This window comes from Tychonema sp. LEGE 07196, from assembly GCF_963890365.1.
Taxonomy (GTDB): domain Bacteria; phylum Cyanobacteriota; class Cyanobacteriia; order Cyanobacteriales; family Microcoleaceae; genus Microcoleus.
Map to the genome: position 1 here is coordinate 95105 of NZ_CAWPRX010000047.1, position 21421 is coordinate 116525.

Consider the following 21421-nt stretch of genomic DNA (forward strand, 5'->3'; position numbering starts at 1 on the left):
GAGGATTTGATATAACTCAGCAACGCCTCCTAAGTTTGAGGATAATGTTGTGCTAAAAAAACGATCGCACTAGCCCGATCGCCCAAATGGCCATCCAACAAAGCCGCCAACAAGTCATCTAACATCCGTTTAAATGCTGGCCCGGGCTTGTAACCCAAAGCCTTCAAGTCGTTACCGTTTAAAGGCGGCTCGACATTCGCCCATTTGGTGAGATATTCCAAAATCTGACGGCGGATACTGCGGGGACTTTGGAGGGCGATCGCAATTAACACCGGCAACTCATAATTCCTCAGCAGCAGCACCAATTGACTAGGTAACTTGCACTTCGGCAAATTTTCTGCTAATTCCTGATTTGCCACTTCCAAATTTTGTAGCCGCTTGATACTGTCTGCAGGTAACAGAAGATTTGCAGCTACTTTACCCCGATATTCTGGTGCTAAATAAGCGATCGACACTTCGAGCCGCATCAGCCAATCAGGAATATTGATAATGGGGAATGGGGAATGGGGAATGGGGAATGGGGAATTGTCTCTTCCCTCTTCTTCCTTCTTCCCTCTTCCTTCTTCCCTCTTCCTTCTTCCCTCTTCCTTCTTCCTTCTTCCCTCTTCCTTCTTCCTTCCATTCAAACATCGATCGAGCAAACGCAGCCGCCGCCACAAATTTCGATCCAACTCCAAAGTAGGATGAATACAGCGCAAAGCCTGCAAATCTCCCAACATTTGCAGAGCAAGCTTCCAGTAAGGAGCTTGCAAAATGTACCTCAATTCACTTTTGAGGCGAGTTTCCAAAGCCGGAGTTCGGCCGCTTTCCCCTTGAATGCGGTAATAAATCCCGCTTTCGGTAGCGTGGCGGATGTATTCTTCAGTTTGCGGCTCGATCGCAAATCCCAACCGCACCGCAAACCTTACAGCCCGATAAATTCGCGTCGGATCTTCAATAAAACTGTTAGCGTGCAAAACTCGAATTTGGCGCGCTTTCAAGTCTACTAAACCGCCAAAAAAATCTAACAATTCGCCACTGCGAGGCTCTCCCAACCGCACAGCCAGCGCATTAATTGTAAAATCCCTGCGGTACAAATCTTGACGGATCGAACTAGCTTCAACTTCAGGATTTGCAGCCGGATAAGGATAAAATTCAGTACGAGCCGTAGCGATATCCAGCCACAGGGAGCCGAAAACAGAGTCTTTGTGCCACAAAAGCGCGGCGGTTTTAAAATCACCGTGAACGTCCAAACGCGAATCTGGGTATAGTTTTTGTAGCGATGAAGCTAACTCGACACCGGCACCGGAATCGTGGGCGCTGCGGTTTCCATCGACTACCAAATCAATGTCTGTTAGCGCCACTTTATCGTCCGTTGCTAAGAGTAAATCCCGCACTGCTCCGCCGACAATATAAAGTTGCCACCCGCGCTCTCTGGCAATATTGGCTGCGATCGACAATAACTGCCATAATTCTGGACTAATGCCCGATCGCAACAACTGTTCAACAGATTCGGGCAAGGGACAATAGGATAATTCAATATTATTTCCCCTGTCTCGCGTTTTTTGTTGGTGCAATTCCCGCAATACGTCGGTGCGAGTCACAATTCCCAGGAGTTCGCCGTTTTCCAATACTGGCAAACGCCCGATATCGTATGTCACCATTAAAGCTTCAATTTCTGGCAGCAAGGTATCAGGGGCGATGGTTTTTAGCTGCGGAGTCATGTAACCCTTAGCCGGGGCGTGGCTGAAACCGTGGTGCAGGGCAATGTCAATGTCGCGGCGGGAAATAATGCCCGTCAGCCGATCGCCCGCATCGACCACAGGCAGCCCAGAATGCCCGTAACGTAGGAGGATGCGGTGAGCTTCTCCCACGGAGGTTTCCGGGCGAATGCTCCGCACTGGAGAGGACATTAACTCGCGGGCGGTGGGAGGGTGGGGAATTTGAGCTTTTAATTCATCAGCTAACTGATTCAAAATCAGCATGGGGTCAACATCGCGGGTGGCGAGGGATGCGGCGCTGGCGTGGCCTCCGCCGCCGAAAGGTTTGAACAGTTCGCTGAGGTTTGTGCTGGAAATGCGCGATCGACCGATAATAGCTAAGCGGTTGGAAACTGTCGGTTCAGCGATGTTGCGGTTGCTGTCGTTTTCGCTAAAGTTATAAACATTGCCTAAAAGTAGAGCATCGGTTTCAGTCAAATCGAGCAAGCGGGAAGCGAGGGAAGAAAGTCCGGGAACATAGTTGTCAGTAGATAGCAGCACCCAAGCTACTGTATAACCGTGCAAGGTTTCCGATCGCAAATTCTTGAGCGATTCTTGCAGCAAATCCTGCAATTGAGGAGACAAACCGGGTTCTACATACTCAGCGATGACCCCCAAACTCGCTCCCTGTTCCATCAACCACGCCAAAGCCATTGCATCTCGCGCCGTTGCGCCCTCAAAGGTGAGGGAACCAGTATCGACGTGGATACCCAGGGCCATGACTGTGGCTTCTGAAGGTAGCAGGCGGGATGCTGTGTCCCCGTTTTCTGTTGAATTATTGAGCTTTTCCCGCAGTTGTTCGACAATTAATGTAGTGGTTGCTCCGACTGATTCTATCTGGGTGAGTGTGGCGGGTATGTCTAAATCGGCTTGCAGGTGGTGGTCGAAAACGGCTATTTGCTTGATATGTGGCAAGTCTAGCCATTCGGCAGCTTTTCCCAAACGATCGCGCTGGGAGGAGTCTACTATACTAATCGATCGAATTTGTGACGGATTGACCGATCGGCGTTCGATCAGCGGATACTCGTCGCGGTGTAGCGCCAAAAAATCCCGCACTGTGGGGTGACACCCGCCCGTCAGCACAATTCTGGTACCTGGGTGCAGCACGCAAAGTCCCACCGCCGCGCCCAAGCTGTCAAAATCTGCCGTTGTGTGGCACAAAACTAAGTCCATAGCCGAAAATCCCCCTTCTCTCACTCCCACAGTAGCAATTTCTCGCGCTCTGATACGCGATCGGGCGATCGGGCTTTCACTCTTGGTTTCAGCTTAGCCCGAAAAGCCGCCAAGAATTGAAGTCCCCCTCTTATAGCGAAAGTCCTCGACCGAGGACTTCAGCTTTGAGACAGGGACTTCAGTCCCTCTCCGACTGCGGGTTTGGCTTAGTTGTTGACACAGCCTAGGACTGTAACTTAACCTTTCCAGTTTTCTGTGGAGTAGCGAACAATGATAAAATTGGTCACAATCTCAAGAGTCGCTGACTCAACCGACAATTTCTCGATCGACCATCAGGATACTGTCATTCGATTTTAGATTTTAGATTTTAGATTTTAGATTTACTCCACGGATAAATCTGCGAGCTTAAATTTTTATCTAAAATCTTGAGATATCCACTCAAAAGTGTCGGGGTACGATACCCGTTTTGGGCGGAATCAGAAACTATAATCTGGAATGTTTATCCAGATTATGGGAAACTATTTGTCAACAACGCACGGCTATATCGACAGGAGAAAAAATGTTATCAATTCTGTTTCAATTGGTTTTACTGGCTTTGGTACTGCTATCTTTTGTGATGGTAATTGGCGTACCCGTAGCCTATGCCACTCCCCAAAACTGGAGTCAGTCTAAAACTCTGATTTATGCAGGTTCTGGTCTGTGGTTTTTGCTGGTTATTGCAGTGGGCGTTTTGAACTTTTTGGTGGTTTAATATCGTCCGAGGCGATCGAAACAAGAAGGTAAAAGGTATAAGATAGAAGGCATTTATCAGAATTTTGAAGGTATCCGGCGTTCGGGAAAAGCTAAAACGATTACTGAACGCTGGATTATATGTGTTTTTGAAGTTGAAATTCCGATGAGATGTTTCTGTTGTATAACTTTTGCCTTCTGGTCGAGAAAAATCTAAAATCTAAAACTTGTACAACGAAGCCGAAGTATCTAAAATCTAAAAATATGACAGTTTTCGAGGGAACTTTTACTCAAACAGAATCTTTGCGCTTTGCTATTGTCATCGGTCGTTTTAACGATTTGGTTGTCGGCAAACTTTTGGAAGGATGTCAAGATTGTTTGAAGCGCCACGGGGTTGATATTGATCCTCATGGGGATCAAGTAGATTTTTATTGGGTTCCGGGATGTTTTGAAATTCCTTTGGTGGCCCGCCAAGCTGCTCTTTCTCGTCGCTACGATGCGGTAATCTGTCTGGGTGCGGTGATTCGCGGCCAAACTCCGCATTTCGATTTTGTAGCTGGTGAGGTTTCTAAGGGAATTGCTGCGGCTGCTTTTCAAACAGGTGTGCCGGTGATTTTTGGGGTGGTGACGACAGACACGATGCAGCAAGCTTTGGAAAGGGCGGGAATTAAGAGCAATTTGGGCTGGAATTATGGGATGAGTGCTCTGGAAATGGGCAGTTTGATGCGTCAAGTTAATGGTTTGGGCGGAAATTCTTACGGCCAATTGGCTGCTGCGTCTGCTTCAGTGATTTCGGGTGAGGCTAATCGGGCGATCGCCCCTGATGTATCCTCGAATCAAACGGTGTAGTTTCGCCGCAGAAACCGGGTTTCTTGGAGTTTTGTCGCGAGTTACGAGAAATTAAGGCAGAAACCCGGTTTCTTGGAGTTTAATCGCGAGTTACGAGAAATCTACAGAAACCGGGTTTCTCCAGACAATAAAACCGACACCTGGCAAAAAATCGCCCTGTGTGGTACGAAAAAACGTTCTTGAAAATAGCACAACACTAACAATTATTTCATCGCCTAGATACTGATACCATTTTTCTAAAGATGTGGTATGGATGAAATCTTAGCCCCCCCCTTACCAAGGGGGGGTAATATCTAGCGCTACTTTATGAAATTGGTATGATTTCTGATTCGGTCGATCGGTGCGATCGCTATTTTGAGATTGTGGATATAATCTCATAGCAAACCTCACTTCCTATGTCAAGTCTTTCTGCTAAAGTAGTACAAGAAATTGTGTAATATTTGAGCTTTCCGCATACTAATCGCCAGACAGAGGAAACCGCAACATGATCCAAACCATATCCAAAACAATTACGTTTGATGAGTTTGTTGCTTGGTATCCAGAGAACTCTGTCCACAAGTACGAACTACACAGCGGAGTAATTGTTGAAATGCCTTTAGGAACCGACGACCATTCGGAAGTTACGGGTTTTATCTCCGGTGAGATCAATTTTGAAATCAGGCGACTGCAATTGCCTTACTTCATTCCAGGTGGCTGCCTGCTCAAACTCGTCCGTAACGCATCAGGCTACCAAGCAGATGTAATAGTCCTAGACCGAACCGCACTTGCAAACGAGCCACGCTGGAAAAAAGAATCTATCATCACGATGGGGTCTTCGGTGCGACTGGCTGTAGAGGTCGTCAGCACGAACTGGCAAGATGATTACCTGGTTAAAGTAGCTGATTATGAAAGACTGGGTATCCCAGAATATTGGGTTGTGGATTATGCTGCTTTGGGTGGCAGACGCTTCATTGGCAATCCGAAACAACCTACTATCTCGGTTTACCAGTTAGTTGACGGGGAATATCAAATCAGCCAGTTTCGGGGAAATGACACAGTTGAGTCGCTGGCATTCCCAGAGTTGAGGTTGACTGTCGAGCAGATTTTTCGAGCCGGTCTGCCTGCAACTGAGCCGACTTAGAAGGACTGGGGCGATCGGGTATCAAAAGGATATCAAATAAAGTCGTATTCAATACGGACTATAATAGTTGGGTAACGTTGGGGTAAGTAAAAAAAACTAACATGAATCAAACTTCTACAGTTACGATCGCCAATACATTTTATACAATCCTCGTAGAAATCTCTGCAACCTCTGGAAAATCAATCCAAGTAGTTCTCGAAGAAGCAATCGAACAATACCGAAGATAACAGTTTTTAGAAGCAGCAAACCAAGCTTATCTTTCTCTACGCAATAACTCTGAAGCTTGGCAAGAAGAACTTGAAGAACGATCGGTCTGGGATATCACTTTAGTTGACAGTTGACAGTATTTCCATGAAATTAGGAGACGGCATTGCCGTGTCCCTACCGAAGATAACATTGTAGGGACACGGCACTGCCGCCTCCTCATCATTCCGGTGTTACCGGATTTGATATGAATTCCCGGTTCAGATCCACGCAACCTTGCATTTTTTGAAATTGTGTGATATTATAAAATGTTCTTAAAAATAGCGCAACACTAAATATTACTTCATGGCAACGAAGCCAACGATCGCATTTACTCACCTCGGCTGCGAAAAAAATCGCATCGATACCGAACACATGATTGGCTTGCTGGCTCAAGCGGGCTATCAAGTCGATTCTAATGAAGAATTAGCCGATTATGTTGTAGTCAATACTTGCAGTTTTATCCAAGCCGCGAGAGAAGAGTCAGTCCGCACTTTGGTCGAATTGGCAGAAGCTAATAAAAAAGTAGTCATCACGGGCTGCATGGCACAGCATTTTCAGCAGGAATTGCTGGACGAATTGCCGGAAGCCGTCGCCATAGTCGGCACTGGCGACTATCATAAAATAGTCGGCGTGATGCAGCAGGTGGAAAAGGGCGATCGAGTTTCCCTCGTCTCTAGCGAACCTACTTACATCGCTGACGAAACAACTCCCCGCTACCGCACGACATCGGAAGGTGTCGCCTACCTGCGAATAGCAGAAGGCTGTGACTACCGCTGTGCATTTTGCATTATCCCGCACTTGCGCGGAAATCAACGATCGCGCACGATCGAATCTATTGTCGCCGAAGCTAAGCAATTAGCATCCGAAGGTGTCAAAGAAATTATCTTAATTTCTCAAATTACCACCAATTACGGCAAAGATATCTACGGCGAACCGAAGCTGGCCGAACTGCTGCGCGCTTTGGGCCAAGTAGATGTACCCTGGATTCGGATGCACTACGCCTATCCTACAGGTTTGACTCAGCAAGTTGTCGCGGCAATCCGCGAAACGCCGAACGTTCTACCCTATTTGGATTTACCCCTGCAACACTCGCACCCGGAAATTCTGCGGGCGATGAACAGACCTTTTCAAGCTGGGATTAATGATGCTATAGTCGATCGGCTCAAAGCAGAAATTCCCAACGCCGTGATGCGGACAACTTTTATTGTCGGCTTCCCCGGCGAAACAGAAGAACACGCAGCACACTTGCTGGAATTTGTCAAGCGCCACGAATTCGATCACGTCGGAGTTTTCGTGTTTTCGCCAGAAGAAGGAACCCCAGCCTTCAGCTTGCCCCAGCAAATACCAGCAGAAATAATGGAAATGCGGCGCAACTCGGTAATGGCGGCACAACAAGCTATATCATTGAAAAAGAATCAAGAGTCTGTCGGTCAGGTAGTTGATGTCCTGATAGAACAAGAACAGCCAGAGACAGGCGAGTTGATTGGTAGATCCGCCAGATTTTCCCCAGAAGTAGATGGACTCGTCTATGTGACAGGAGAAGCGCGGTTGGGTTCGATTGTACCTGTGAAAATTGCGAGTGCAGATGTCTACGACCTCTACGGTCAAGTCGATTTAAGATTTTAGATTGAAAAATTGAAGAATTGAAGAATTGACTCTTCCCGACGAATCTGGAAGCTGGAACTAGATTAGCTGGAACAGTAGCCGGAGACGGTGTGACGAAAAAAACCGGACACCAGTCAAAAATAATTGGCGGATTGTCCAAGAAAAGTAACCATTAGTGCCAGATTGTGCAAAGATATGTAGAAAAGGGGCTGTAAAATTTTTTACCCCCCTCTGGTGACAATCGCTCCAACCCCGATCTCGTCGGGTGCGGAAATCTCTACAGAACGATCGGAAAATTTTAACGAATTTAATGTTTTGTTTCTGAATGTAAAGAGTTATGATAGTAACAAGCCAGAAATAAGCGGGGAGAATTTGAGATTGCTTCGCCGTCCGCCCTACACCACAACGGTATCCCGAAAGAGTGTTGAGATGGATAGGCGGTAACGGTAGTCCAAAAACGGATACAAGCCTCTGACGCCAGGAGTAGAGAGATTAAAAATTTTAGACGCTAGTTCAGACCCCACATTAATCTGTGGAGTAAATCTAAAATCTAAAATCAGAAATCTAAAATCGACTGACGAATCGCTGCATCCCCTGCTAAATCCCGCAGGCGACGGATTGCGGGATAGCGCCTGAACTAACAAACCTGTAACTACTACTATGTAGTGCAGTGCAGTGGGGCTGGTCATCATCCTCACTATAAAATGCCCGCGCAGGGAAAGCTCGCAAGTACCTCAAAGGAAGTCCAATGTACTATTTTAAGAATGTTGGAAGTCGATAAGCCGATCGCTGGCGGTTGGTATCGGTGATGTCACAAAATCAAAGACGGCTGTCGAATTGGTAAATTAGTCACCATCGACGGAGCTGCCCTATACTCGATTGCTATTTAAAAAGGTGCGCGCAGGCGCAGCACCACACAGAACTCATAATGAGTTCCTGCCGCCGAGCAGAAATCCGCATCCGAGTTGGGCAACTTAGAAGGCTAAGACTCGTTATTAGGAGCATTAATGAATTTATTGTTTGAAGGCTTAGGTCTTTCGGAAGAACTCGTTCTCCATCTGGAAACACTAGGCTTTACAGAACCTACTCCCATCCAAGTACAAGCAATTCCGCACTTGCTAGCAGGTCGCGACGTTGTGGGTCAAGCCCAAACAGGAACGGGCAAAACGGCAGCATTCTCGTTGCCAATCTTGGAGCGGATCGATCTAGATTTAACTGCGGTGCAAGCACTGGTGCTGACACCGACCCGCGAATTGGCGATGCAGGTAACAGAAGCTATCCGCGATTTGAGCGGTATCAGCAAGGAAGGCCCGGTAAAAGTAGGTCGCTCTCTGCAAGTTCTGACAGTGTACGGCGGTCAATCGATCGATCGCCAAATGCAGCGTTTGAAGCGCGGCGTTCACATAGTTGTCGGGACACCCGGACGCATATTAGATATGCTCAGCCGTGGCAGCCTGAAACTAGACAAAATACAATGGCTGGTTTTGGACGAAGCTGACGAAATGCTCAGCATGGGCTTTATCCAAGATGTGGAAAAAATCTTGGATGCTGCACCAAAAGATCGTCAAACGGCATTTTTCTCGGCGACGATGGAAGCTTCCATTCGGAAATTGGTAGCGCGCCATTTGCGTAACCCAGTCAACGTCACCGTCGAACAGCCAAAAGCAACGCCGAAGCGCATCAGCCAAGGCGTGTACATGATTCCGCGCGGCTGGTCTAAAGCAAGAGCTTTGCAGCCAATTCTAGAAATGGAAGACCCGGAATCGGCGCTGATTTTTGTGCGGACGCGGCAGTCGGCTGCGGAACTTACCAGCCAACTGCAAGCAGCAGGCCACAGCGTGGACGAGTATCACGGTAATTTGAACCAGGCACAGCGGGAACGCTTGCTGCATCGGTTCCGCCAATGTCAAGTCCGCTGGGTAGTAGCGACTGATATTGCGGCGCGGGGCTTGGACGTGGATCACTTGACTCACGTAATTAACTACGATTTACCCGATAGCGTAGAAAGCTACGTTCACCGGATCGGACGCACGGGTCGGGCCGGTCGCGAAGGAACAGCGATTACGCTAATTCAACCGGTCGATCGCCGCAAATTGCGTTTGATTGAACGCCACGTTCGATCGAGCTTGACAGTGCGGAACATTCCGACACGGGCACAAATTGAAGCACGTCAGTTGGAAAAAATGCAGGGTAAAGTTCGCGAAGCTTTGGCTGGCGAACGGATGGCATCTTTCTTACCTTTGGTGTCTGAGTTGTCCGAGGAATACGACTCCCACGCGATCGCCGCTGCAGCATTGCAAATGGCCTTCGATCAAAGCCGTCCGGCTTGGATGGGCGCGGATTACGCTCAACAAGAAGATCCCCCGATTGGTGGAGAAAACAGCGTCAAACCAATCTTGATCAAAAAGCGGGCTAAGACTGGTGCGCCGACTTTTTCTGGAGCACCGAGTGCTCCTGTTCCCCAGAACAGCTAATTGGTAGGGTGCACAATGTGCACCTTATTTAGAATTTTTGTAGTAGAGATGCGATCGATCGCACCTCTACTTTTTTTTATGGGTTGTAATACGAAATCCGAGCGAGTTCGGCGGTTGAAACCGCTCTGCAAGTCAAACAAAGTCTGCCTCCGCAGACTAAGAAGTGGGTACGTAGGGCTTGCTGAAAAAGTCAGAAAACAGCATTTAGAAAGATGAGTGAATTTGAGATCGCCTCGGCAATATAAGTTTTGTCAATTTTATCCTGGCAAAACATAGCTTTTACTAATACTTTAAGCCAAAAAACATCAAAAAAGGTTTTTGTTATGAAATAGACCGAAAAAAAGCCAAAAAGCCTGCCGTAGCAGGGCAGAAAGATTCATCACCAGAAAAGTTATGGCGATGCTTGTTTCAGAAGTATTATCAAGTTTAGTCATCACTCTACCGAGGCTAAATCTTCTTTTAGCTTCTCCAAATTTCCCTTCAATTAAGTTACGAATTCTCTCGTCTGATTGAGCTTGTTTTTTCATTGATTTGCTCAGATTTTTGGGAGGTCTTCCTAGACGGACACCGCTCATTCTTATGCCGAGTTCTTTGCACGAAGCTCTATTTTCTTGTGTTCGATATATCCGATCTACATGAATTGATTCAGGGTAAAATCCGGTGAATCGTTTAAATGCTTCTACTTGTATTTTTAAGTCTCCTGATTCGTTGAAATTATCCCAACTAATTCGGTCTAAAAATACGTACCCATTTCGACAACTGGCTGACAGTTTTGCCCCGAATTCAACGGATTTCCCGGCTTTCCCTCTGACAATGGGGCGGATATGTGGTTGCTTTAAACTTACTATTCTGTCGGGAATACTATGTTCTTTCTTCTCATACATTGACAACTGTTGACGGTAGACTTCTGCAACTACTAACAGCATTTTATAATGAGATTTACTCAGCAACTGTAGCTCACCCATTCCCTCTATATTCGTCAAATTTCTTTGGATGTATTGCAATTGTTTTTTAATTGCTTTTCTTCTTTCTTTTTGTCGTGGTTTGCGCTTTTTTGCTAGAGTTAGGTATTCTTTTCTGGCTCTGTTTCGATAGGTTCTCGGTTTTTTTTTACGGGTGACTGAATTTGATTGTGTAGAGCATCTATGATTTTTTCTGTATGTTCTCTTGCTTGATTTAATAGTCCTAAGTCCGTCGGATATTTAATGTCGGCTGGCGCGCAGGTTGCGTCTAATATTAATTTTCCTTGATTCTTAGGCTCACTTAGGTCTGATGACTTTTTTTCTACTTCCTCTCCTTGCACTTCAGTCTGGTTTTTGACCATTTTTTCATTGATTTTATTGACTAGGCTGACACCTATTCTTTGCCGAAAATAAACGAACATGGATGAGTCGAATGGTGCTTCATTACTATAACCACTCAGACCTAGAAAGTATTGTAGGTAAGGGTTTTCTCTTATTTGTTCTACTGTTTCGGCGTCGCTAGTTCCTAATCTTTCTTTGATTATTAATGCCCCCAAGGCCATACGAAACGATTTGGCGGGCGCTCCCGTTGAACTGGTGAAATTTTTGGCATATTCTACTTCAAATTCTGACCACGGAATTAGTTTTTCCATGATTACCCAACGATTATCCTCTGACAATTGTCCCTGTCCGTTAAGGTCAAAGTTGGACGGTGCTTTTGGGGCCCTAGTCAAGTTTTCGGTACATCAACGAAAGTGATACTGTGCATGGCTTTTGACTAATTTTAGCTCATAGTCTTACACTTTATCCACGCCGATCGCGAGTCAAAGTCTTTTCAGGTAAGGGTTTTAGGCTTATTCAGCAAGCCCTACGTAAAGATGCAAGACGTGCGATCGCCCGTTTGAAAGATCGATATGCTATCTTGAAACCGGGATAGTCAGAAAGTTACAAAGCTATAGTTCTGGTTCTATATACCCGACTGGTGCGCCTACCTTTGGTTTGAGCGTATACCGCTAAGTAATTTTAACTATGTTGATTAGAGCAATGGTAGCTCGATCGGCTTTCCGATAGGTAGCAGGTTCGATTCCTGTGTCAACCCCCACAAAGTTAGCTCAATTGGTAGAGCGATCGACTATTAATCGATTGGTAACAGGTTCAATTCCTGTACTTTAAACACCCTGGCCCTGGGTACGGGTAGCTTCACAGCTAAAAGCGGTACGGGAGAAATCCCAAGACGGTTCGATTCCGTTATTTTACAACTCTGTGATGCAAGTGTTTGTTAGCAGTCAAGGAGCTCGCGCAACTGTATCTCTCCCTGATTTGAGTGTGTTCCTTCGCTTTGCTAAATTTCGTTTTCCTGCGGGGATTCTGGATTGGTTGGGCGATCGGCATATTTGAGCATTACGATCTTTTTCGAGATTACCTACGGGTGGTTTTGCAGAAGTGGTGACAATCTTAATCCAGTCTTGGAGCTGCTTTTGCCCGCATCTGAACTGTAAACACTTGCACTTGCAGAGTTAAAAAAATATTGTAGTATGTATGCTATAGATTGATTGAATAGTAAGCAATTATGGCAAGTAAAGCTACATATAAATTGCACGTCACATCTGTATCTGCTGAGGGGCATCCAAAAAATTTACAATTGCACGGTTTAGCCGAATGCAACACCGCTGAAGAAATCGCTTTGGCAATGGGAATTAGCCGGGAAAAACTGCACTTTTTGACATTAAACAGTCCGGCATCCACAATTACGCATTACACCCGCTTCAAAATCTCGAAAAAAACAGGAGAGGAAAGAAGTATTGCGGCACCTAGACCCAACCTTAAGTCGGCTCAAAGGTGGATTTTAGATAATATTTTAGAAAAATTAGAAGTTCACAGTGCAGCACATGGATTTTGTAAAAAGCGCTCGACAGTCACCAACGCTAAACCTCATGTCGGTGCAGATATCCTAGTTAAAATAGATTTGCAGGACTTTTTCCAGTCAATTTCATACAAGCGTGTCAAAGGATTATTTAGCGGGTTGGGTTATTCGGAAACTGCAGCGAATATTTTCGGATTGATTTGCACCGCTTTTGAAATAAAGGAAATAGAAAAAGAGGGACAAATTAATTATACAGCTTCAGGAGACCGTCATTTACCTCAAGGCTCGCCTGCAAGTCCTGCTATTTCAAATCTAATTTGCCGTCATCTGGACAGCCGGATAGCGATCGCGGCTAAAAATCTTGGGTTTTGCTATACGCGGTACGCTGACGATTTAACATTTTCTGGCTGTGGGGAAGCAGCGCGCCGAATATCTAATTTGATGAAAGAAATTAAATTGATTATTGCTGCTGAGGGTTTCAGCATCAATCGCGATAAAACTAAAATTATGGGGCGATCGGTGCAGCAGGAAGTAACAGGTATTGTTGTCAACGCGCAATTAAATATATCTAAAAAAACTTTAAAATCTTTTCGTGCGACTCTCTATCAAATAGAGCAAGAAGGATTGTCAGGTAAAAAATGGGGAAATTCAACTAATTTAATAGCCTCGATTGCTGGCTTTGCAAATTACGTGTCAATGGTTGATCCCAGCAAAGGTGCAGAATTGCAATTGCGTGTCGATCGAATCAAGCAGAAATATGAAGGCAAATAATACCGCAATTACTAAATTATATAAAATTTTAGCTGACGGATTTTTCCTTGTGCTATGCTGGAAATCGAATAGTAAAAAAGTCACAAAGCTGTGGTTCGGGTTCTGTATGCCCGACCGGTGCGCTAACCTTTGTTAACAGCGTATACCGCCCAGTGCTTTTAACTATTTCACCCTCTAAAGTTCACCCCGAAAGTTAGCTCGCTGGTAGAGCGATCGGTGTATCGCCGATTTGTAGTAGGTTCGATTCCTACACTTTCCAACACCCTGGCCCTGGGTACGGGCACCTTGTTTGGGACAAGGCGACAATTTAATGGTATTGGGAAAAACCTCAATCCCATAAAACTTCTTTTGTGTTAATTACTCTGTCGTGCAAGTGTTTATAGCAGTTAAGAAGCTCGCGCAACTGTATCTCTCCCTGACTTGAGTGTGTCCCTTCGCTTTGCTTGCATCCGATTTTCCTGCGGGGATTTTGGAGGGGTTGGGCGATCGGCATATTTGAGAATTGCTATCTTTTTCCACGAGATTGCTGAAAGGTGGTTTAGGAGAAGTAGCGACAATCTTAATCCAGTTTTGGAGGCTCTGAATGCCCGCATTTGAACTGTAAGCACTTGCACTTGACAGAGTTAAAAAGATATTGTAGTATATATGTTACAAATAGATACCAAGAAGGCGATCGATGTTTAAATTAAATCTTTTTCGCTGGTTTCGCCTGCCCAAATTATCTCTAAAAATTTCTATGTGGAAAACCTTTTACATCCAACCCAACCAAATCGGAATCTTATATCACCGGAGCGACTTTAAGAAAATTTTGCTGCCCGGTACATACACTTATTTCGGCAGCCATTGGAACCTAAAAAGCTACGATCGCAACCAGCCAGAAGCGAAGATTGACAACTTAGAACTATTGCTGAGAAACCACGGCACCGAACTGCAAGAACATCTGTTAATTGTTAGAACAGAATTCAATCAAACAGCTTTAGTGCGTTTGGGTCAAAATTGGATAAGTATTTTGCCGAATCAATTGCGGGCTTTTTGGCGCGGATTTATTGAAGTTGAATGTCATATTTTCAATTTAGACGAAAATTTGGAATTGCCGGCTGAGTTTGTCCGAAAAGTGCGATCGACCGCTTTGCAAGGACTGAAAAAATTTCAAATTTCCGAGTCTGAAATTGGTTTGCTGTACGTGCAGAATAGCTTTTTGCGCCCTCTAGAACCGGGAGAATATGCTTTTTGGTCTGCGGATAAAGATGTTACAGTTCGCACTCTCAGTCGAGTTATTCCCAATCCTGAATTTCCCCAAGAAAATGTCTTAATTGAAAAACATCCCGATTTTGTAGCGGCCTACTGCGAACTTGTGCAATTACTCGGTCATCAAATTGGAATTGTGCGCGATCGAGGAAAAGTTATTGCTTTTTTGCCACCGACAAGCCGCAAGCTATTTTGGCAAGGTGTTGAAGTGGAAATAATTGACATCAATACTGATTTTAGTTTAGAGCATAGCTTAGTAGCTGAGTTGGTGGCTGGCACTCCAGAAGCTCTATTGCTCAGTGCCAAGTATTTGCATCTTTGTGAAGTTCCGGCACAGCACATTGGACTATTATATATTAACCAAGAGTTTCAATCGCAATTACCACCAGGAACTCATGCTTGGTGGAAGTTTGGACGCTCTTTTCAAACGGAAGCGATTGATTTGCGATTGCAAAATATCGAGGTATCTGGTCAAGATATTCTCTCAAAAGACAAAGTGCCTCTGCGCTTGAATTTGACTGCTGGTTATCGCATCCGAGATCCGCTGATGGCAAAAAATGGTTTGTCGGATATTACGGGATTTTTGTACAAGGAATTGCAGTTTGCTTTGCGCGGTGCTGTAGGGGAACAGACTTTGGATGGGTTGTTGGAGAGCAAAGGTGCGATCGATAGCAGTATATCTGAATACATCCGCGCCAAAACCGCAGATTATGGCATAGAAGTCGATTCTGTAGGTATCAAAGATATTATTTTACCTGGTGAAATTAAGACTATTTTGAGCAAAGTTGTGGAGGCGGAAAAATCGGCTCAAGCAAATGTAGTTAGACGCAGAGAGGAGACGGCGGCTACTCGGAGTATGTTGAATACTGCGAAAGTGATGGAGGATAATCCGGTGGCATTGCGTTTGAAGGAGTTGGAGGTTTTGGAACGGATTGCTGAGAAGATTGACCGGATTCAAGTTAATGGGGGCTTGGATAATATTTTGACTGATTTGATTCGGATCAATCGAGAGTGATATCAATTCCGGTAACACTCCTTATGATATAAACGGAGGAGACCGCAGTGCCGTGTCCCTACCCCGATTAATTGTAGGGAAACGGCACTGCCGTCTCCTAATTGTGGGTAATATTAATTCCCATGCTACCGGATTTGATATGATATTCTCGTAAATGCCATATCTCCATAAAATAAGTAATTTAGATGACCGCAACAGATTCTGCTAAGCACCAAAAATCCAAAGCCCTGAAACCGGGTAGCCGTCGCCCCGCTAAAGAGCTTTGCAGCGAATGCGGTTTGTGCGATACATATTATATCCATTATGTCAAGGAAGCTTGCGCTTTCTTAACACAGCATATCGCAGAACTAGAAGCAGAGATTCACGGGCGATCGCGCAATCTCGACAATCCCGACGATTGGTACTTCGGAGTCAGTCAAAATATGATGGCGGCTAAGAAAAAAGAACCAATTGAAGGCGCTCAGTGGACGGGAATTGTCAGCTCAATTGCGATCGAAATGCTAGAAAAAGGCATTGTTGAAGGCGTTGTCTGCGTCCAAAACACCAAAGAAGACCGCTTTCAACCGATGCCAATAATTGCCAGAAACCGCGAAGAAATTCTCGCAGCCAAAGTCAACAAACCAACTCTATCTCCCAACCTTTCGGTATTAGAACAAATCGAAAAATCGGGAATGAAACGACTGTTAGTAATTGGCGTAGGTTGTCAAATTCAAGCATTGCGAACAGTCGAAAAACAACTCGGTTTAGAAAAGCTTTACGTTCTCGGAACTCCCTGTGTGGATAATGTCAGCCGTGCAGGCTTGCAAAAATTCCTAGATACAACTAGCCGCTCTCCTGAAACGGTGGTTTCTTACGAGTTTATGCAAGACTTTAACGTTCACTTCAAACACGAAGATGGTTCCGAAGAAAAAGTGCCGTTTTTTGGCTTGAATACTAAGGAATTGAAAGATGTTTTTGCTCCTTCTTGTTTGAGCTGTTTTGATTACGTCAATTCTTTAGCAGATTTAGTGGTCGGCTACATGGGCGCACCTTTTGGCTGGCAGTGGATTGTAGTAAGAAATGACACCGGGCAAGAAATGTTAGACTTGGTAACGGATCAGCTAAACACTCAGCCGGTGATGTCTCAGGGAAACCGCAAAGAAGCCGTTCAGCAAAGTATTCCCGCTTACGAAAAAGGTGTTACTTTACCGATGTGGGCGGCGAAGTTGATGGGTGTTTTTATTGAGAGAATTGGGCCGAAGGGTTTGGAATATGCCCGCTTTTCGATTGATTCTCATTTCACTCGCAATTATCTGTATGTGAAGCGGAATTACCCGGAGAAATTGGAGGCTCATGTGCCGGAATATGCTAAGCGGATTGTCGCGCAGTACAAGTTACCAGAGGTCTAAACTTGTTGTAGGGTGCGTCATATCGTGTCCTGTTAATTACCATTAATAAAAAATGTTTGTAGTGAGGAATTTAGTCCTCGGAATGGATGCGGACTAAATTTCTCACTACAAACCAGTTTTTTTGTGGTAGCTAACGGACGCGCACTAATTCTTGGGTGATTGAAATTATGCAACTCCAAACCCTGTATATTCGCGGGCATAAGTTGGCTGAAGTCCTAGCACAATATCCTCTTTGGGGACTCCCATTTCTACCAATTCATCAGCAATCTGCCTGTCAGTTTGATTTCGCTGAATCCAGATTTTGCCATTTTTAATATCCAAATGAAACACACAGTTGTACACGCGGCGGTGTCCGTCCCATCCTAAATCGACGGCTAGATAGCGGTCTTTTTCTAGATCGAAAATTGTTTCTACCTCGATTTCTCCGTTAATGGGTGCTATCTTGCTATCTTCAATTAGGAGTTTTTGAATGCACTGACGGTAATGCTCTAGTCGATCCATTTGACTATTGCCTCCTGAACTGGGTTGTACACAATAAGCTTGACTTGGTGTTGTCTAACCGATGCTTGAGGTAACTCCCGACTGAAAAAAGATTCGTAAGTTGCGAGCGGAACTGCCAAATATAGAATGCGAGCTGGTTCGATTTTTTCTAAGACTAAACGATAATTTAAAAATTGTCCGAGGGCGGTATGAAAATCAGAGAGAGCTGAAGCACTTAAAAAGCTCTTGACTTCTACTGCAATTTTATTTCCTGATTTTTCCGCCGCGAGGAGTTTTTCTGCTCCAAAATCGATTTCGACTCTCTCATTCTCAGCAAATTCTAGCCTGAGAGGATCGTGAGTAATGACCCACCCAGATTTTTCAAGACCTCGCTTCACAGCATTATGAAATCTATCCTTAGCTGACACTGGTTATACCTCACCTCTAAACCTATGATAACTGATTGAAGTAAATTTCTAGGATACGTCAGTAAAGAAAGCCTGAATTATTGAAAAAACAATGCAAACTGACGCACCCTACAGTTTGTATAAAAACCCGATCGCCCTTATTGACTAAAAGCGATCGCACATTCCTACAAATCAGCAGCGTGTTCCTTCAATTCGTCCAAAGAAACGTATTCCAAAGTTAAAACGTGAGTCGCAGCCAAAACCACCCGCGGCGCACATCCAGCATCCATTGCTTCCTTCCACCGAGAAGCGCACAAACACCAACAATCCCCTGCTTTCAATCCCGGAAATTTAAACTCAGGAACCGGCGTACTCAAATCGTTTCCCATTCTTTTGGTGAATTGCAAAAAATCTTCTGTCAGTTGGGCGCAAACAGTGTGAGCCCCCAAATCGCCGCCGCCCGTATTGCATTTTCCGTCTCGATAATAGCCCGTAATGGGCGACGTGCAGCAAGTCTCTAATTTTCCGCCCAGCACATTTGTAGCTTCCGTCACCATCACAACTCCTCCGCAAAACTCTTCGATCTAATTTTACACAAAAGGTTGTTGTTTATAGATATTTTTCCATGACAAAGTTGATGAATTTTTGACCCCTCCGTTCTACTTCTTGCTTTTTAATCACCATAAATCCCTGGGTTTCAAAAAAAGCTCTAGCTGTAATGCTGGCTTCGGCAAATAACTTTTTAAGTCCTAATTCTTGGGCTTTTGACTCAATTTGTGTTAAAATAAGCTTGCCAACTCCTTGTCTTTGAAAGTCTTTGTGACAGTAAAAGCGATCGATGTGGCCGTTGGCTTCTAATTCTCCAAAACCTGCGATTATATCGCCCTCTTCTGCTACAAAAGTAAATTTACTGCTTAAACTTTGCATCCAAGTTTGAATGTCGGTGTCTGCAGGTGCCCAAGCATCTACTTGGGCTGTTGTATAATCGCGGATATTGACTTCGCGCACTGTGTCGTAAAAGAGTTGGGCGATTTTTTCTGTGTCGCCGATTTCGTAGTTTCGGATTTTCACTTGCAGGTGCAGATTGGTAGGATAGGTGGGTTTTGTCTGGGTATTGATGGCGTGTTTGGGATGCGAGGGCGGGTAAGCGCTGCTAGAATATTTTAGCAAGGAAATGATTCCCAAAATTATGGATATAAAGAATTTGGCAGGTATAATTAACAATTAAAAACTAAATATTTATTTGAAAAAAATGGCAGAATTTGGGCCCGATCCAAACCGACCTTATCCGATGGTAGACCAGCGCCGGGTTTGCTTTATCAAAAATTTTGTTAAATCGCCAAATATTATTGTCGGCGATTACTCGTACTACGACGATCCGATCGCCCCGGAAGACTTCGAGAAAAATGTACTTTACAATTACGGAAGTGAGAAATTAATTATTGGTAAATTTTGTGCGATCGCCACCAACGTCAAATTTATCATGAACGGTGCAAATCACAAAATTGATGGCATTTCTACCTACCCATTTCCGATTTTTGGCAACGGTTGGGAAACTGCTATGAATTTATTGATGGAACTGCCTAGCAAAGGCGATACTGTCATTGGTAATGATGTTTGGATTGGTTACGAATCAGTGATTTTGCCGGGAGTTAAAATCGGCGACGGTGCAATTATTGCTGCTAAATCTGTGGTAACGAAAGATGTTCCGGCTTATCGGGTTGTTGGCGGAAATCCTGCAAGTCTAATTAGACAGCGTTTCAGCGATGCTGAAATTGCACAATTATTAGAAATTAGGTGGTGGGATTGGGAAATAGAAAAGATTTCGCGCAATGTCAGCATAATTATGCAAAGCGATATTCAAGCCCTCAGTAAAGCTGGGTAAACTCGCAAATACAGCGATATTAATTTTAACTCTGATGCTGTGTACCGGTTCCGGCGCGATCGCGCCGGCGAACCCACTCCCAGCAGCCGACCCCGGATACATCTTCAAATCTGCGTTCATCAGCGTCAATCTGCCTGCATCTGCGGTCAAAAAATCCCCAAAAATCACCGTGTAAAGTCAGGGAACCCCCGTACCCCACCGCCCCTACAACTTACCTGGCCGGGCCTACAGCATCGATCGCAGCTTCCAGGGCGATCGATACGTGAGTCCAATGAGTCCCTCCCTGACAAAAAGCCACATAGGGTTCTCGGAGCGGCCCGTCAGCCGAAAACTCCGACGTACTCCCATCAATAAAAGTACCTCCAGCCATCACCAATTGACTCTCGTACCCGTGCATCGGAGCCGGCACCGGATCTAAATAGGAACCGACGGGGGAATTTTGCTGAACAGCCCGACAAAAAGCAATTAACTTATCAGCAGAACCGAATTCGATCGCCTGAATCACATCCCTGCGCCTCGCCAAGGGAATCGGATTCACCCGATAACCCAACTTATAAAAAACGTAAGCCGTCAAATGATTACCCTTCATCGCCTCCCCCACAAACCCAGGGGCCAAAAATAAACCCTGAAACAGCAAGCGATTCAAATCAAAAGTTGCGCCCCCGCTGCTGCCAATTCCCGGTGCCGTCAAGCGACAAGTTGCCGCTTCCACCAGATCGGCCCTCCCGGCGACGTAACCTCCTGTGGGGACGATCGTACCCCCCGGATTTTTGATCAAAGAACCAGCCATCAGATCCGCACCCACAGCAGTAGGTTCGCAATCCTCAACAAACTCGCCGTAACAATTATCAACAAAGCAAATTGTGTTAGGATTCTGATGTTTGACTAGATCGACGATTTTTTTAATCTCAGAAATAGACAGACTCGATCGCCAAGAATAACCGCAAGAGCGCTGGATCAAAACCAGGCGAGTCTTTCCTGAAATAGCAGAGCTCAGTGCCTGCCAATCCACACTTCCTTCGCGAGTTAGAGGCAACTCACGGTAATTAATGCCAAACTCAATGAGTGAACCTTGACCTTGCCCCCGCAAGCCGATCACTTCTTCTAAAGTATCGTAGGGAGAACCAGCCACTGCCAACATTTCGTCACCAGGACGCAAAACGCCAAAAAGAGCACAGGCGATCGCGTGAGTACCCGAAACAAACTGTACCCGCACAGCCGCCGCCTCTGCCCCTACCACTGCGGCAAACACCGCGTCCAAAGTTTCCCGACCCAAATCGTCGTGGCCGTAACCCGTAACCCCTGCAAAATGCTGGACTCCAACCCGGTGGCTGCGAAAAGCTTTTAAGACTCGTTGAAGATTTTGCTTGACTGTCGCGTCAATACCAGAAAAAATCTGAAAGAGTGCCTGTTCTGCTTCCTGTAGCCGTGAAACGCTATTCATCTATAACCTCGCTCACCATTTG

The 21421-nt window shown here is 45.3% G+C and carries 16 protein-coding genes, 1 tRNA gene and 1 pseudogene; 11 read left to right on the forward strand and 7 right to left on the reverse strand.

Annotation, left to right across the window (positions count from 1 at the left end; genetic code table 11):
• Positions 1-29 precede the first annotated feature (29 nt).
• A complete protein-coding gene (locus AACV78_RS06435) occupies positions 30-2912 on the reverse strand; it encodes a CBS domain-containing protein (protein ID WP_194074276.1) in 2883 nt (960 codons plus the stop codon).
• Between the two features lie 559 nt (positions 2913-3471).
• Between AACV78_RS06435 and psbZ the strand changes: the two genes are divergently transcribed.
• The 6 genes from psbZ to AACV78_RS06465 all read left to right on the forward strand — a co-directional run bounded on the left by psbZ (position 3472) and on the right by AACV78_RS06465 (position 9935).
• Positions 3472-3663 carry a photosystem II reaction center protein PsbZ gene (psbZ, locus tag AACV78_RS06440; protein WP_194011167.1) on the forward strand — a complete coding sequence of 64 codons (192 nt, stop codon included), beginning with the start codon at positions 3472-3474 and terminating at the stop codon, positions 3661-3663.
• Positions 3664-3905: 242 nt separating this feature from the next.
• Positions 3906-4490, forward strand: a complete 585-nt coding sequence (gene ribH, locus AACV78_RS06445) for a 6,7-dimethyl-8-ribityllumazine synthase (protein ID WP_194011166.1) — start codon at positions 3906-3908, stop codon at positions 4488-4490.
• Positions 4491-4974: 484 nt separating this feature from the next.
• On the forward strand, positions 4975-5610 hold the full coding sequence (locus tag AACV78_RS06450; RefSeq protein WP_194011165.1) for a Uma2 family endonuclease: 636 nt from the start codon (positions 4975-4977) through the stop codon (positions 5608-5610).
• A 101-nt stretch (positions 5611-5711) separates the two neighbouring features.
• On the forward strand, positions 5712-5837 hold the full coding sequence (locus tag AACV78_RS06455) for a hypothetical protein (RefSeq protein ID WP_255512988.1): 126 nt from the start codon (positions 5712-5714) through the stop codon (positions 5835-5837).
• A gap of 322 nt (positions 5838-6159) precedes the next feature.
• Positions 6160-7482: a 30S ribosomal protein S12 methylthiotransferase RimO gene (gene rimO, locus AACV78_RS06460; protein ID WP_194011164.1), complete on the forward strand. Its 1323-nt coding sequence runs from the start codon at positions 6160-6162 to the stop codon at positions 7480-7482.
• A 986-nt stretch (positions 7483-8468) separates the two neighbouring features.
• Positions 8469-9935, forward strand: coding sequence for a DEAD/DEAH box helicase (locus AACV78_RS06465; protein ID WP_194011163.1), 1467 nt, complete (start codon positions 8469-8471; stop codon positions 9933-9935).
• Between the two features lie 305 nt (positions 9936-10240).
• Here the strand turns inward: AACV78_RS06465 and AACV78_RS06470 are convergent.
• Positions 10241-11644: pseudogene (locus tag AACV78_RS06470) on the reverse strand (IS5 family transposase).
• Positions 11645-12467: 823 nt separating this feature from the next.
• On the opposite strand from AACV78_RS06470, the gene AACV78_RS06475 reads away from it, so the two are divergent.
• From AACV78_RS06475 to AACV78_RS06490, 4 genes are all read left to right on the forward strand, one after another.
• Entirely contained in the window at positions 12468-13532 is a 1065-nt protein-coding gene (locus AACV78_RS06475) for a reverse transcriptase family protein (protein WP_194011161.1), read from the forward strand.
• Positions 13533-13720: 188 nt separating this feature from the next.
• Positions 13721-13791, forward strand: a tRNA-Ile gene (locus AACV78_RS06480).
• A gap of 477 nt (positions 13792-14268) precedes the next feature.
• Entirely contained in the window at positions 14269-15795 is a 1527-nt protein-coding gene (locus tag AACV78_RS06485; protein ID WP_194011160.1) for a slipin family protein, read from the forward strand.
• A gap of 185 nt (positions 15796-15980) precedes the next feature.
• Positions 15981-17183: a Coenzyme F420 hydrogenase/dehydrogenase, beta subunit C-terminal domain gene (locus tag AACV78_RS06490; protein WP_194011159.1), complete on the forward strand. Its 1203-nt coding sequence runs from the start codon at positions 15981-15983 to the stop codon at positions 17181-17183.
• A 165-nt stretch (positions 17184-17348) separates the two neighbouring features.
• Here AACV78_RS06490 and AACV78_RS06495 read toward each other — a convergent pair whose 3' ends face one another.
• The 4 genes from AACV78_RS06495 to AACV78_RS06510 form a co-directional block, all read right to left on the reverse strand.
• Positions 17349-17684, reverse strand: coding sequence for a XisI protein (locus tag AACV78_RS06495; RefSeq protein ID WP_194011158.1), 336 nt, complete (start codon positions 17682-17684; stop codon positions 17349-17351).
• Positions 17672-18091 (reverse strand): element excision factor XisH family protein, encoded by a 420-nt coding sequence (locus AACV78_RS06500; RefSeq protein WP_194011157.1) that lies wholly within the window; start codon positions 18089-18091, stop codon positions 17672-17674. The genes AACV78_RS06495 and AACV78_RS06500 overlap by 13 nt, the downstream gene beginning before the upstream one ends.
• A gap of 164 nt (positions 18092-18255) precedes the next feature.
• The gene (locus AACV78_RS06505; RefSeq protein ID WP_194011156.1) at positions 18256-18627 is read right to left on the reverse strand and encodes a DUF2237 family protein; all 372 of its coding nucleotides are present in this window, start codon (positions 18625-18627) and stop codon (positions 18256-18258) included.
• A gap of 52 nt (positions 18628-18679) precedes the next feature.
• Entirely contained in the window at positions 18680-19240 is a 561-nt protein-coding gene (locus AACV78_RS06510; RefSeq protein WP_228042095.1) for a GNAT family N-acetyltransferase, read from the reverse strand.
• 82 nt (positions 19241-19322) lie between these two features.
• Between AACV78_RS06510 and AACV78_RS06515 the strand changes: the two genes are divergently transcribed.
• Positions 19323-19955 (forward strand): Vat family streptogramin A O-acetyltransferase, encoded by a 633-nt coding sequence (locus AACV78_RS06515; RefSeq protein WP_194011155.1) that lies wholly within the window; start codon positions 19323-19325, stop codon positions 19953-19955.
• Positions 19956-20166: 211 nt separating this feature from the next.
• On the opposite strand, the gene AACV78_RS06520 is transcribed toward AACV78_RS06515, so the two are convergent.
• Positions 20167-21399 (reverse strand): methionine gamma-lyase family protein, encoded by a 1233-nt coding sequence (locus AACV78_RS06520; protein ID WP_194011154.1) that lies wholly within the window; start codon positions 21397-21399, stop codon positions 20167-20169.
• Positions 21400-21421 lie beyond the last annotated feature (22 nt).